The sequence below is a fragment of the Agrobacterium sp. fls2-241-TYG-188a genome, from assembly GCF_030209845.1.
Genome location: NZ_JARVRD010000003.1, coordinates 17,842 through 31,711 on the forward strand (window position 1 = coordinate 17,842; position 13,870 = coordinate 31,711).

Genomic DNA, 13,870 nt, shown 5'->3' on the forward strand with positions numbered 1-13,870 from the left:
GTGGCGACATCCGCTTGACTAGAACATTAGAGACTTCCGATGAAGAGTCTATTGTGCTGCGCAGGTGGCAAGCGTTCCTGCTATGACGCCGACATAGGAGCCGACAGTTGTTGCAAGGCTCTGGAAGCCAGACGCAGCAACCCGGCTTGCGGCCGCATTGGTGGTGGCGTCCGTGATCTGGCTTCTGGCGATGCTCCAGTGACCGGCAGGATCGTTGTCGAATGTAATGACCCAGGGGAAAGGCTTCGGCAAGTCACCCGGTTGCGCGTTGACGGGGATATCGGCATTGCCGACATTGGCCTCGGCACCTGGCTCTGGGGCATCCGCGTCAGGGAGATCCACCTTGACGAAGCATTGCGCATTGGGAAGCCCGGCCCGGGCTGCATCATCAGTTTCAAAATAGAAGAATGACAATGTGGGAGGATTACCACTGACACCAAAGTTGTCCTTGTTCCAAAGAACCACACCGGTTGCGGGGTTCGCCGTCACGCTGCGATAGACGGAATAGGCATAGGCTGGACTGACCGCACCGAATGCCAATGCGGCAACGCTCATGGACAAGATGCGGTTGCGAAGTTGTATTTTCATGGCTTTTCCTTTTCCATGGAGAGACAATCACTCCTCGCACCATGCGAAGAGCGTTGACCGGCGGCATGTGCCGACGGATCCGGGTGGTGCGGGCGGTTTCCCGCCAGCTATGAGGGGTGGAAGATCGTGGGACCGGTTTGGTTAGGTGGTCGTCGTAGCCTCAGCCAACCTGCAGGCTGCGCCTAAGAAACATATGGTGGTGCTGTTCATGACCCACCTTGTGTTGAAAAGGTCCCATCGGCATTATAGGTGACGGTGACACGCGTATAACCGGTGGTGAAATCACAGGTCGCGGCGTTGCTCGTGTCATAAGAAACGACCTCTCCATCGGCCATGTAACCTGTCTTGACGTAGAAGATCTGCTTGGGTGTACAGGTCATGCGCACATTGGGTGATGGCGCGACGTAGCTCGACAAAAGAACGGTACCATCGCCATTAATCGTCGCTAGGCCGCAGAAAAGCTGCGGATCCGGTGTAGGCGTATAGGAAGGCACGTTCACACCAAACGCGCCTGTGGTTATTCCGGTCTGATTGACCGGGCTCGACATGCCAAGCGGACTGATGCTCAAGGTCGTGCAGTCCAACGCAGTGGTCGATGCAGAGGCGAGCTCGATGGCGCGCACAACGTTGGTGCTGGCAGTCTGGACCATTGCGGAAGCTTCCAATGGGGAGACCGCAGGAGCGGTGCTGATGGCCCCCGCATAGATCTGGGCACCCATTTCAAAATTGATCGAAGCGCCTGTCTCTGCGTAATTTCCAATCATCTGGCAACCGAGACTGCTTGAATAGATCGACGACGCTGCCACAGTGGGAGTAAACGTGGCCTGCTGTTGAAAGACGTAAAAGTATTGAGTCGTAGCAGACAAGTTCTGAACGGTGATCATGTAGTAACTGCTGCTCATGGCGGACCAACTATTTCGTTTTGGATCCCGGCTGTCCGCCACCCGTAAGGATGGCGGACATTGTTCGGGCTTCTGGCACCGGCTGTCCGCCGCGCCTCTCAGCTACCCTGCAACATCAGGACTACTGAAGCTGGGTGCTCCAGGAGCCATCCGCGTTCAAGCTGACGTTGCAAACGGTGTAACCGCCAGTGAAATCTGCCAGCGCAGAATTCGTGCTGGAAGCTGTGAAGTTCATGACAGTACCCTGCGTGTACGTGCCCGTCTGAACGTAGTATTTGAGGATTGGCTGGCAATCCGTGTTGTTCATCGGGTTCGCCTGGACGAAGTTGGATAGAACGATGGTGCCATTGACGCTCACCGCAGAGCCAACATTGTAGTAGGGCGGCGCGGTAAAGCTTGGCGTGATGACACGAAATGCGCCTGCCTCAACACCCTCTTCGTATTGCGCCGCGCCAAGTCCCAGCGGCGAAATTGTCGCAGTGGTGCAATCGCTAGGCTGCGATGTGCTCCCGGAAGCGGGGGCAAGATCGATGGCACGCCAAGCAGAGGAGTATCCGGAAGAGTTGCCAACCACAGGCACCGAACTGGCTTCCTGGATACCTGCATAATACTGAAGGTTGACCTGGAATGTCAGCTCTCCGCCAGTATCATTGTAGTTGCCGAGTGACTGACTGTAGAGTGAGTTCGAGTAGACGTCGCCCCCGCCCGAATAGACGGCAGGCTCCTGGAAGAAGAAGAATTTCTGTGTCTGCGACTGCAGGTTTTTGACGTTGATGGTCAAAAGAGTAGACATGGATAGCAATCCTTGCGTGTTGAGAGTGAATTCAGGGAGCTGCCTGACCGGCCTTGTGACATTCCGTTTTGTGCCGGTTCAACTCAGCGTCCCTGAGCTCGAATATCTCTACACCCAACGCCTATATCAACCTTGAGTTGTTAATCTGTGCGTAAATCTTCCTGTGAAATTACGCTCAGCGTTGTCCATGCTCGAGAGAGATGGCCTCAAGCAATGCGAGAAGACGGGCCTGGAATACCTTCGATCGGTTGCGCAGCAGCAGGACACTTTGCAGCTCGGTGGCCGAAATGGACTTGTCGCTATGCCAGTTCATCGTACCCCTGCCCAGCAAGAGCCAGTCCAGTGACACATCAAGCAGCTCCGCAAGGGAGCAGACATTTTCCAGTGACGTGTGCCCGCCATTCTGCCAGCGGGAAACGGCTGCAACGGAGACATTGAGTTCCGCAGCAAGAGCGTGAATTTTGCGAACCTTATGGCTGGCGATGGCTTCGCGAATGCGTTTGCCGCGTGCTTGATCATGCGCCATCACATGACCTCTTGGATAAATTCCCAGTGACCGGATGAAATTCCGATCGACCCCGGATCTGCGCTGCGAAATATGCAGGCTTTGGCCTCAAGCCAGATTGTTGCTTCATGACCCACGTTACAACCCTTGGTATTTACTAAAAATTTACCAATCCATTAGTTGCGACGTCCGGCGATGAAAAGTTAGAAAAAAAGTTATTCACACCTTAGGTTGCATCTGGTTGTAGAGCATGTGCCGCCTGAATGCAGAAAGGCCGGAGCTTTCGCCCCGGCCTTTATTCATTCAGTCATAAACCGATGCTTAGTTGACGGACTTGTCGACCAGCTTGTTCTTGCCGATCCATGGCATCATGCCGCGAAGCTTTGCGCCGACTTCTTCGATCTGGTGAACGTCGTTCATGCGGCGGATGCCCTTGAAGCGGGCAGCACCGGAGCGGTATTCCTGCATCCAGTCGGAGGTGAACTTGCCGGTCTGAATGTCGTGCAGGACGCGCTTCATTTCAGCCTTTGTTTCAGCGGTGATGATGCGCGGGCCGGTGACGTATTCGCCCCATTCTGCGGTGTTGGAGATGGAGTAGTTCATGTTGGCGATGCCGCCTTCGTAGATCAGGTCCACGATCAGCTTTACTTCGTGCAGGCACTCGAAATAAGCCATTTCAGGCGCATAACCGCCTTCGACCAGCGTTTCGAAACCGGCGCGGATCAGCTCAACCAGACCGCCGCACAGAACGACCTGTTCGCCGAAGAGGTCGGTTTCGCACTCTTCCTTGAAGTTAGTCTCGATGATGCCGGAACGACCGCCGCCAACGCCGCAAGCGTAGGAAAGGGCAACTTCAAGCGCATTGCCGGAAGCGTTCTGGTGAACGGCAACGAGGCAAGGTACGCCGCCGCCCTTCTGGTATTCGCCACGAACCGTGTGGCCAGGGCCCTTCGGTGCAATCATGACGACGTCGAGCGAAGCCTTTGGCTCGATAAGGCCGAAGTGAACGTTGAGGCCGTGGGCGAATGCAATGGCAGCACCATCACGAATGTTATCGGCAATTTCTGCCTTGTAGATGTCGGCCTGAAGTTCGTCAGGCGTTGCCATCATCAAGAGATCGGCCCACTTTGCAGCTTCGGCAACGGTCATGACCTTGAAGCCGTCGGCTTCGGCCTTCTTGATGGTCGGCGAACCGGCTTTCAGCGCAATGACGACGCCAGTCGCACCGCTGTCCTTCAGGTTCAGCGCATGCGCGCGACCCTGGGAACCATAACCGACGATGGCGACATTCTTCGCCTTGATGAGATTGAGATCGGCATCACGATCGTAATAGACGCGCATTTCGGTAGTCCTTCCTTGGATATTGACGTTGTTGCGAACGGAAATTCAGGCGACCTTTCCACCGGTTTCCGAATGTATCTTTTCCGTGCCGTAGAGCGCCAGAAAGGCCGATACGGCCTTGCGCGCCCGGGCAGAAAAATCCTTGGCCTGCTGCGCTTCACCCAGAAGCATACGAACATGCAGGTCTGAAACGATCAGGCCGTAAAAGCTGCGATAGGCGTCTTCGAGATCATCGAAACGCAGATAGCCGGAGCGGCGTCCCGCCTCGATCAAGCCGCGGGCACGCTTGTCGATCTGGCGACGCCCACGCTCGAGCAGCAGGTTGCCGAGCTTGGAGCCATCCCGGCTGGCCTGACCGATCGCCAGGCGGTTCAACGCCAGCGACACATCGCCCGCGAGAACATCGAGCAGATCATGCGCGAAAACTTCCAGGTGGTCAGTCAGCTGTGGCGCGGAAACGCGGTCTCCCGCCTTTTCGAAGGTGCGAACCTTGCTCTGCTGAAAGGTGATCATCGCAGCGAGAAGCCCGTCGCGATCGCCAAACCATTTATAGAGGCTTTCCTTGGAACAGTTGGCGGCACGCGCCAGACCCGACGTTGTCAGGGCTTTTTCTCCGCCCTCGACCAGAAGACGCAACGCCTGTTCCAGAACAGCGTTCTGACGCGGCGAAAATTCCTGCGCTGTGATCGGATCGGTCCCCACCTTGTCCACTCCACCTGAGATACAATGTACCGTACGGTACGGTTCGAGTGTTGTTTAAGATGAGCCGTGAAATGGGTCAAGAGTTTTTTTGAAGGACACGCAACAATTGACGCAGCGCAACATGAGCATCTACGAAACTTCGCAGCATCAAGGCGATAAAGGCGCTACGACGAATGCATCAAGCCTCGGCCTCGAAACGATCGCGGGCCGTCTTGACAGCCTCATGATTGTCCAGCGCCCAACGGACGACTTCCGACAAGGGACGATAGAGCGACCGGCCCAGCGGCGTCATGCTATACTCGACGCTCGGGGGCTTGGTTGGATAGACCTCGCGATGAACATAGCCATCACGCTGCAGGTCCCGCAACGTCTGCGTCAGCATACGCTGGGAGATATCCGGTACCATTCGGCGAAGCTCGCCAAATCGATAGGGGCGCTCCGACAGCGCCTGCAACAGGAGGGTGGACCACTTCCCGCCGATCTGGCTGAGCAGATCTCGTACCGGGCAATTGTCGAAATTGAAATGAGAAACGTCCCCCAGCGTGGGGAGCGATGCAGGCTTCAATCGCGAAACAGTCGCATTCATGGTGGTTCCCTTTTGGTAACGTAGAGTCGAAAAACTGCCTTCTTTACACCTGCTCGTCAATTCCTATTCTACCCTTACTCTCTTTTTGAGACCATCAGGAAAAGGAATATCGATGAGCAAGATACTCGTGACAGGCGCTTCCGGCCATCTGGGCCAGGCGGTACTGCGGCATCTCCTGGAGACTTACAAGGTTCCAGCGGGAAATATCGTGGCCGCGACACGCGACACGAATAAACTTTCAGCTGTTGCCGACAAGGGCGTCGAGGTCCGCAAGGCTGACTTCGATGATGCTTCGACACTGGACGCCGCCTTTGCTGGAATAGATACCGCCCTCATCATTTCCACGGACGCACTTGCTGTCCCGGGCCAGCGTCTCAAACAGCACCAGGCTGCGGTCGCGGCAGCCGTCAAGGCGGGCGTCAAGCATATCGCCTACACGTCCATGCAAAATCCGGGCAAGTCGCTCGTTACCTTCGCGCCCGATCATCTGGGCACGGAAGAAGCCATCAAGACGAGCGGCATTCCCTACACGATCCTGCGGAATGCCTGGTACAACGACAACTACCTCCTCTCCATGCCGGCAAACCTCAAGCGTGGACAATGGTATACCGCGATGGGTGACGGACGGGTGCCGAATGTGTCGCGTGACGACTGCGCACGCGCAGTGGCAGCGGCCCTTGCCAATGCCAAGGGCGACAGCAAAATCTATAACATTACCGGCAGCAAGTCGTGCACTGCCGATGAAATTGCCACGATCATTTCCACCGCTGCGGGCAAGCCACTTTCGGTGATCAAGGTCTCGCCATCCGACCTGCAAAAAGGCATCGAGAGCGCAGGCCTGCCCTCCTTCGTTGCTGAAATGGTGGCGTCGGCCGATGCAAACATTGCAGCTGGCAATTTCGATGAAGTCACGAACGACTACGAAACACTGACTGGTGAGAAGCCGCAGACGACCGAAGCCTTCATGCAGGCACATAAAGCGGCGCTTCTATCGGCATAAATACGGTCAGCAGCGCTGAGAGAAGCACCGCACCATTCCGGTTGCCCTAAGGCGCCTCGAAGATCAGGATCATTCCCGGCAAATCGCCGGGAATGACATTACGAGGATGAGCCTGCCGGCCTGTCAGCCCTCGTCCTTCAACGTCTCTTTCTGAGTAATCAGCCGCGCACTATGCTGGCCGCTGAGATAGATCCACAGCCAGCTCCAGGCGACGGCAAGGCGTGAGCGCGTTCCAATCAGGAAGTAGATATGGGCAAGTCCCCAGATCCACCATGCCAGGACGCCGGTCAGCTTGATCTTGCCGAAATCCGCGACCGCCGCGCTCTGACCGATGGTCGCCAGATTGCCCTGGTGACGATAGCGGAACGCCGGTTGCTCGGCCTTGCCCGTAATCCTTGCCTTGATGACGCCAGCCACATAGGCACCCTGTTGCTTGGCAGCGGGCGCAACACCCGGCACCGGCTTGCCATTTTCCTGCATGACGGACGCGGTGTCTCCAATGACGAAGATGTTGGGATCCTCGGGGATATTCAGTTGCGGCCCGACCTCTGCCCGCCCTGCCCTGTCTGCGGAAATGCCGAGCCATTGCGCGGCTGGTGAGGCCTGAACGCCTGCAGCCCATACAATCGTTCTTGCGGGAAAATACGTGTCACCGACGGTGACACCATCCTCCGTGCAGGCCGTAACAGGCGTTCCCAGTAAGACCTCCACACCCAGCCGCTCCAGCGCACGTTTGGTATAAGCCGAGAGGTCATCGGTGAAGGCAGGAAGCACACGCGGCCCTGCCTCGACAAGAAGAACCCGGGTCTTGCGCGTATCGACATTGCGGAATTCAGGCGGGAGAACCTTGTTGGCAAGGTCAGAAATCATCCCCGCCATCTCGACGCCGGTGGGACCGGCACCGATGACCACGAAGGTCAGAAACGCCTGCTTCTCTTCCTCGGTCTGGGCCAGTTCCGCACGTTCGAAAGCCAGCAACAGGCGGCGGCGAATGGTTGTCGCATCTTCGAGCGTCTTCAGCCCCGGTGCGTGTTTCTCCCATGCGTCATTGCCGAAATAGGCGTGACGAGCACCCGTCGCGAGAACGAGCGTATCAAACCCAATGGTCTCGCCGGACTTGAGAATGACCTGTCGGTTGTCGCGATCCACACCGCCAACCTCCGACAACAGCGTCGTGACCTCGGGGCGGTCACGATACAGGCGACGGATTGGCCAGGCGATTTCCGATGTCGCCAACGCCGTGGTCGCGACCTGATACAAAAGCGGCTGAAAAAGATGGTGATTTCGCCGATCGATCAGCGTGATCCGGACCGGTGTATCTTTCAGTCCATGAACGACCTGCAGCCCGCCGAAGCCTCCCCCAACGACGACAACGTGATGCTCCTGCATGGGAATGTCCTTCTCAAATAAATAAGCCGCGCATTTGGTGCGCGGCTTCAATATAGAGGGAAAAATTGACGTTAGTTATGAAATTGCCTGACCGCAGGCGCGACAAAAACGCCGTACCGTCTCTTCCATTCCATATTCCAGGGCATCTGCAGTCAGCCCGTGGCCGATGGAAACCTCGGCCAAGTAAGGTATGCGGCTTACGAGCGCCGGAAGGTTGGCAACCGTCAAATCATGACCGGCATTGACCTCAAGTCCGAGCGAACGCGCATGGTCCGCCGTCACGCCCAGCTTCTCGATCCACTCTTGCGCCCGCTCGGCACTGTCGTAGCAACCGCCATAGGGACCGGTGTAAAGCTCGATGCGCGAAGCCCGCGTTTCCGCGGCATGGTCGATTGCATCCCGGTCACCGTCGCCATCAGCAAACAGCGAGACCCGCATTCCGCCAGAGGTCAGACGCGAAACGGTTTCCTTGAGAAAGACCGCGTGCGTGCGAAAATCCCAGCCATGATCCGAGGTTGCCTGCGATGGATCATCGGGGACGAGTGTTACCTGCTCCGGCTGCGCTTCCTCGCACAGCAAGAGAAAATCTTCGGTCGGATATCCCTCAATATTGAATTCGGCCTGCGGGAACTCATCATCGATAAGAGCTCTTAAAACCGGCAGATCCGAAAAGCGGATATGGCGCTGATCGGGCCTTGGGTGAACCGTGAGCCCGCTGGCTCCGGCTTTCAGCGCGATACGACCGAAATGCGCGACATCGGGCCACGGCAGGTCGCGGCGATTGCGAAGCATGGCGATGGCATTGAGGTTGACGGAGAGTTTCGTTGGCATGATCGGGACCGCTTGCGTTCGATTAGGAGAGCCTTGTTTCCCGCACTATGGAGCACACCGCAAGCTCAGCAGAAAAATTATTTCAAAAACTTTTGGAACCAAATCAGCGAATTCGCATTCAAGGGCGCATTGGGGAATGGGGTGACAATGGCAAACGAATATTTTTTCTCAGAAGTGCAACTCGACGTGCAGTCGAATCCGGGCATTGCGACCGAGGCCGGAATGGATGATTTCCTGAACGAAGAACCAGCCACGCGACGGTCCAATCATGGAAGAGCGCGCAATGAAGCCCGGTGGAGGGCTAACCCTATGCGCGACGCCGAGAATTCGAAGATGTCTCCAGCCAGAGACAAGCCCCTTACGGCGCGGGCGTCATTTCTTCCGGAAGTTTCCCTCCCATCCAATCTCCCCCCTGAACCCGTTGCTATCGCCGATATGGCCAACATGTTCGGGGTCACCCACCGCACCCTTCACTTCTACGAAGAAAAAGGCATCATTTCCTCCAGACGTGCCGGCCTCATGCGCATCTACTCGCATCAGGATGTGCGCCGCATGGCCGTGATCAATTTCTTCCGCGAAATCGGCATTCCGGTTGCGACCATTCAGGACATCATGCAGAAACTTGCAGATGCCACCTGTCAGGAAGATGCAGATACGATTTTTCAGGATCTGCTCAATGCCCGCAAGCTGGAACTTGCGGAAGAAGTGTCGACCGTTCGCCGCCAGATCCAGCAGATCAGCGACATTCTCACCGACGACAACGCACAGACCCTGGCTGAACGCCCTTTTGATGACGCCTCTGTTGAACTGACGGTTCAGGAACGCCGTTGCCTCGAGTTGATGGCGGAAGGTTACGCACCGGTCCGGCTGGCACGCACTCTGGAGGTGACGCCAGAGGAACTGCAGAAGCTGGAAGCCTGCGTCATGGACAAGGTCAGTGCCAGCAATCGCTTTCAGGCTGTTGCAAAGGCCTACATGATGGGCGTCATTTCGCAGGACAAGGCGCAGACAAGATCTGACCGGAACGCCTGACAAGAATATCCTATCACAATATCCGTGCAGCATACTGCGATAGGCGCTTGTTATCAGCGAACAATCGTAAGCGTTTCGGCGGCACGGGTGATGGCCGTATAGAGCCAGCGCTCCCGCGAATCGCGAAACGCGAAGCTCTCGTCAAACAGCACGACGTTGTTCCACTGTGAGCCCTGCGCCTTGTGAACGGTCAAAGCATAGCCGTAGTCAAACTCGTCATAGCGTTTGCGTGTCGTCCAGGGAATTTCCGTCTCGGTCTCTTCAAAGGCCGCCTTGAGCAGCTTGATCTTGGCCGCTCCGCGATCCATGTCGTCATCTTCCGGGCGGATCATCAGGTTGATGCCCGGCTTCACCGTTTCCCGGGACGAACTCATGACCTGCCAAAGGGAGCCATTCAGAAGTCCTTTGGCCGGATCGTTGCGAAGGCAGACGAGCTTGTCGCCGGATTGCGGGTAATCCGCGCTGAACCCCTTCAGCTCCCGAAGGCGCTGATTATAGCGACGACGCGTGCGGTTGGTGCCAACCAGCACCTGATCTGCGTCCAGCACCAGCCCCTGCGTTACTTCGCTCTTGGAAATCACCTGCGCAGCGCCGTAATTGCCACTCATGATCTCCTTTCCTTCGCGTACATCCATCGCCAGCTGGATAATGGGATTGTCCTTCGCCTGGCGATGAATTTCCGACAACAGAAAATCAGGCTCCTGCTCGGTAAAGAAACCACCGCCGGAAACCGGCGGCAACTGACCGGGGTCGCCGAGAACGAGAATGGGTGTGCTGAAGCTCATCAGGTCGCGCCCGAGAGCCTCATCCACCATGGAGCACTCGTCAATGATGATGAGAGCCGCTTTCGCCAGAGGGCTCTGGCGGTTGATGGAAAACATCGGCGCAATCGACGTTTTGCCGGTTTCCTCATCCTCCACCGCCTCTTCGCCTCTGGGGCGATAGATCAGCGAATGGATGGTCCGCGCATTGGTCGCACCGCGCGATCTCAAGACCTGCGCGGCCTTTCCTGTAAAGGCGGCAAACAGCACTTCGCCGTCAACATGTTCGGCGAAATATTTGGCAAGCGTCGTCTTGCCCGTTCCGGCATAGCCGAACAGCCGGAAGACCTGTGAGCGCCCTTCCTTCAGCCAGCGCGAAACAGCCTTAAGGGCTTCATCCTGTTGCGGTGAAAATTGCATGAGCTCTCTTCGCAGGATTCGAACGGAAAGCGCAACAGAAAACGAAAGAATAATGATGAGCCGGAATTGTGCGCGCTGACTGTCAATGGCGTAAAGCTCAGGAATGAGACAGAAACATCAAGGAAGTACATAATTATTATTTGTGATGATGACGATCTTAACCAACAATCAATCGATGATAAATAGTGTCCTACATGTATGGATTAGATATTAGGGACATCTTTCCTGCCATGAAACGGATCAGAACGACAAGATGGAGTTCCGCAAGAAACCCCGGAAGAACAAGTTGTTCAGAGCAACGCCATGCTCATCACTAATGTAAAACTTGTTAAACTAGGGGTCGGGGAAACATGTTCTCGTTCAAGAACCTTTCCACAAAATCAAAGGTCGTTTCAGGTACGTCTGCACCGGTCTTACTCGCAATTGCCATCGGCGTCATTGCACTAAACAGTATATGGTCCATGATCGAAAGCAACGGATGGGTCGAGCATACCCATAAGGTGCTTCAGAAAGCAGATTCCATTACCGCGGCTGCCGTCGATATGGAAACGGGCATGCGCGGCTTTATCATCACCGGTAAGCAGAACTTCCTGGAACCGTACCGACAGGGTGAACAGTCGATTTACAAGCTCATCGATGAACTGAAGAACACGGTCAGCGACAACTCCACGCAGGTCGGCCGCCTAGAGAAAATCCGTACCGCAATTGGCGACTGGCAGAAGAATTTCGCCGAGCCGCAGATCAAGGCGCGCGCCACATTCGCAGACACCGTATCCGTTGGCGAATTGAACCAGAAACTCGACGCCACACAAGGAAAGGCCTATTTCGATAGTCTCCGCAGTTCCATCAAGGACCTGCAGGCCGATGAACAGGCTCTCCTAACCAAACGTTCCGCGGCCAGCGAAGCAGCCACTTCGTCTTCCATCAACATGATCTGGGGTAGCCTTGTAGCAGCGGTCATCCTGGCGCTCGTCGTCGGTCTGATGATTGGTTCCGGTATTGCCAAGCCGCTTCTGGCGATGACATCGGCGATGAAGCGCCTCGCGAATGGGGAGACGCAGCTCGAAATCCCGGGCGTTGGTCGCAAGGACGAAATCGGCCAGATGGCCGAGACCGTTCAGGTCTTCAAGGAAAACGCCATCGCCAAGGTTCAGATGGAACGTGAAGCCGATGCCAACCGCTCCATGTCCGAGAAGGAACGCCAGGAGCGCGAAGCTCAAAAGGCCAAGGAAGCAGCAGACATCCAGTTCGCAGTCGATGCACTCGCACAGGGCCTTGGCCAGCTGGCAGACGGCAACGTCGCCCACCGCATCAACACGCCGTTCGTAGCCCATCTTGACCGCTTGAGAGCCGATTACAACAACTCCGTCGGCAAGCTTCACGAAGCACTCATTTCCGTTGGCCAGAATGCCCGTGGCATCGATGCCGGCGCAAACGAGATCCGCTCTGCTGCAGACGATCTTTCCAAGCGCACCGAGCAGCAGGCCGCATCCGTTGAAGAAACGGCAGCTGCTTTGGAAGAAATCACCACCACAGTGAAGGATTCCAGCCGTCGCGCCGAAGAAGTCGGACATTTGGTTTCCAAGGCCCGTCAGGGTGCGGAAAAGTCCGGCGACGTCGTGCGTCAGGCCGTGACTGCCATGAATGAAATCGAGCGCTCCTCGGGCGAGATTACCAACATCATCAGCGTCATCGATGAAATTGCCTTCCAGACCAACCTGCTTGCCCTGAACGCCGGTGTTGAAGCTGCACGTGCTGGTGAAGCCGGGAAAGGCTTTGCCGTTGTTGCCCAGGAAGTGCGCGAACTGGCGCAGCGTTCCGCCAAGGCCGCCAAGGAAATCAAGGCGTTGATCACCACTTCCGGCGAACATGTTCGCTCCGGCGTGGAGCTTGTCGGAGAAACCGGTCGTGCGCTCGAGGTCATCGTTTCCGAGGTGCAGGAAATCAACCGCCACATTCATGCGATCGTTGAATCGTCGCGCGAACAGTCGGTTGGACTTCAGGAAATCAACACCGCCGTCAACACCATGGATCAGGGCACGCAGCAGAACGCCGCCATGGTCGAGCAGTCGACAGCGGCAAGCCACAGCCTTGCCAAGGAGGCGGCATCTTTGAACCAGCTGCTCAACCAGTTCAACCTCGGCAATGGCAGTGGCACATCCGCGCGCCCCGTTCAGGTGGCGACAGCCGCTTCGGCTCCCGTCGCTTCACCGACGCGCCAGTTGATGCGCAAGGTGGCAGGCGCCTTTGGTGGCGGTTCCGCCGCCGCAGCAGCCGACAGCTCCTGGGAAGAGTTCTGATCCCAGGCATCGAGCCCGAAGCAAACGGAGCCCGGGGAGATCCCGGGCTTTTTTGTGCCTATTCCTCGCTTGCCAGCTGACGCGCGATCACTTCAACATCGGCCACAGGCTGATAACCAGAAGCACGGCCATGGTGATGTTGAACCATTTCAACCGCGCTGGCACAGATAACCGTTCCCGAAGCGCAGAGCCGAACCCTGCCCATGTCGACACACTTGGAAGATTGACCGCCGCAAAAGCCAGCCCGACCAGCATCACCGTGAAATAATATTGGCTGGCATCCGTATAGGTTGCCATGGCGGTCACGGCCATGACCCAGGCCTTCGGATTGACCCATTGAAATGCCGCAGCCCCGATAAATGTCATGGGCTGCGCGCCGATCCTGCCGTCGGCCAGGGATCGGGACATGCCTATCTTCCAGGCCATCCACAGAAGATAGGCGCCGCCGGCAAATTTGAGGAGCGTATAAAGTACCGGGATTGCATGTAAGAGAGCGCCGAGCCCCAGCCCTACACCGATCAATAGAGACAGGAAACCCGCGCCTATTCCGAGCATGTGAGGGACCGTACGCCGAAAACCAAAATTCACGCCCGATGCAAACAGCATCATATTGTTTGGCCCCGGCGTTATGGACGTCGTGAAAGCGAAAAGCAGAAGCGCTATAAAGGTGTCGATTGTCATGGCATTCCCCTTGAGGCGGAAATCTAGTCGCGCTCCCTT

14 protein-coding genes are annotated in these 13,870 nt (G+C 56.5%); 3 read left to right on the top strand and 11 right to left on the bottom strand.

What is annotated here, in order from left to right; translation table 11 throughout:
* Positions 1-48: 48 nt before the first annotated feature.
* From QRN85_RS14170 to QRN85_RS14200, 7 genes are all read right to left on the bottom strand, one after another.
* Entirely contained in the window at positions 49-588 is a 540-nt protein-coding gene (locus QRN85_RS14170) for a hypothetical protein (RefSeq protein ID WP_113169202.1), read from the bottom strand.
* 206 nt (positions 589-794) lie between these two features.
* Complete coding sequence (locus tag QRN85_RS14175; RefSeq protein WP_284758919.1) at positions 795-1,352, bottom strand: hypothetical protein; 558 nt, start codon at positions 1,350-1,352, stop codon at positions 795-797.
* Positions 1,353-1,611: 259 nt separating this feature from the next.
* On the bottom strand, positions 1,612-2,283 hold the full coding sequence (locus QRN85_RS14180; protein WP_284758921.1) for a hypothetical protein: 672 nt from the start codon (positions 2,281-2,283) through the stop codon (positions 1,612-1,614).
* Positions 2,284-2,458: 175 nt separating this feature from the next.
* A complete protein-coding gene (locus QRN85_RS14185; RefSeq protein ID WP_062585464.1) occupies positions 2,459-2,809 on the bottom strand; it encodes a helix-turn-helix domain-containing protein in 351 nt (116 codons plus the stop codon).
* A gap of 300 nt (positions 2,810-3,109) precedes the next feature.
* Positions 3,110-4,129, bottom strand: a complete 1,020-nt coding sequence (ilvC, locus tag QRN85_RS14190) for a ketol-acid reductoisomerase (protein ID WP_112962590.1) — start codon at positions 4,127-4,129, stop codon at positions 3,110-3,112.
* A 45-nt stretch (positions 4,130-4,174) separates the two neighbouring features.
* Positions 4,175-4,831 carry a TetR/AcrR family transcriptional regulator gene (locus tag QRN85_RS14195; RefSeq protein ID WP_062585686.1) on the bottom strand — a complete coding sequence of 219 codons (657 nt, stop codon included), beginning with the start codon at positions 4,829-4,831 and terminating at the stop codon, positions 4,175-4,177.
* Between the two features lie 178 nt (positions 4,832-5,009).
* Positions 5,010-5,417: a winged helix-turn-helix transcriptional regulator gene (locus tag QRN85_RS14200; protein WP_062585460.1), complete on the bottom strand. Its 408-nt coding sequence runs from the start codon at positions 5,415-5,417 to the stop codon at positions 5,010-5,012.
* A 112-nt stretch (positions 5,418-5,529) separates the two neighbouring features.
* On the opposite strand from QRN85_RS14200, the gene QRN85_RS14205 reads away from it, so the two are divergent.
* Positions 5,530-6,417 (top strand): SDR family oxidoreductase, encoded by an 888-nt coding sequence (locus QRN85_RS14205; RefSeq protein ID WP_284758929.1) that lies wholly within the window; start codon positions 5,530-5,532, stop codon positions 6,415-6,417.
* Between the two features lie 123 nt (positions 6,418-6,540).
* Here the strand turns inward: QRN85_RS14205 and QRN85_RS14210 are convergent, their stop codons facing one another.
* Positions 6,541-7,806, bottom strand: a complete 1,266-nt coding sequence (locus QRN85_RS14210; RefSeq protein ID WP_284758931.1) for an NAD(P)/FAD-dependent oxidoreductase — start codon at positions 7,804-7,806, stop codon at positions 6,541-6,543.
* A gap of 75 nt (positions 7,807-7,881) precedes the next feature.
* On the bottom strand, positions 7,882-8,637 hold the full coding sequence (locus tag QRN85_RS14215; protein WP_113093856.1) for a pyridoxine 5'-phosphate synthase: 756 nt from the start codon (positions 8,635-8,637) through the stop codon (positions 7,882-7,884).
* A gap of 309 nt (positions 8,638-8,946) precedes the next feature.
* Here QRN85_RS14215 and QRN85_RS14220 point away from each other — a divergent pair, with 309 nt between their 5' ends.
* Positions 8,947-9,669: a MerR family transcriptional regulator gene (locus tag QRN85_RS14220; RefSeq protein WP_284758935.1), complete on the top strand. Its 723-nt coding sequence runs from the start codon at positions 8,947-8,949 to the stop codon at positions 9,667-9,669.
* A gap of 53 nt (positions 9,670-9,722) precedes the next feature.
* Here QRN85_RS14220 and QRN85_RS14225 read toward each other — a convergent pair whose 3' ends face one another.
* Entirely contained in the window at positions 9,723-10,850 is a 1,128-nt protein-coding gene (locus QRN85_RS14225; RefSeq protein WP_284758937.1) for an ATP-dependent DNA helicase, read from the bottom strand.
* Between the two features lie 350 nt (positions 10,851-11,200).
* On the opposite strand from QRN85_RS14225, the gene QRN85_RS14230 reads away from it, so the two are divergent.
* The gene (locus QRN85_RS14230; RefSeq protein ID WP_284758939.1) at positions 11,201-13,150 is read left to right on the top strand and encodes a methyl-accepting chemotaxis protein; all 1,950 of its coding nucleotides are present in this window, start codon (positions 11,201-11,203) and stop codon (positions 13,148-13,150) included.
* Between the two features lie 87 nt (positions 13,151-13,237).
* On the opposite strand, the gene QRN85_RS14235 is transcribed toward QRN85_RS14230, so the two are convergent.
* A complete protein-coding gene (locus QRN85_RS14235; protein WP_284758942.1) occupies positions 13,238-13,831 on the bottom strand; it encodes a LysE family translocator in 594 nt (197 codons plus the stop codon).
* Between the last annotated feature and the right edge of the window lie 39 nt (positions 13,832-13,870).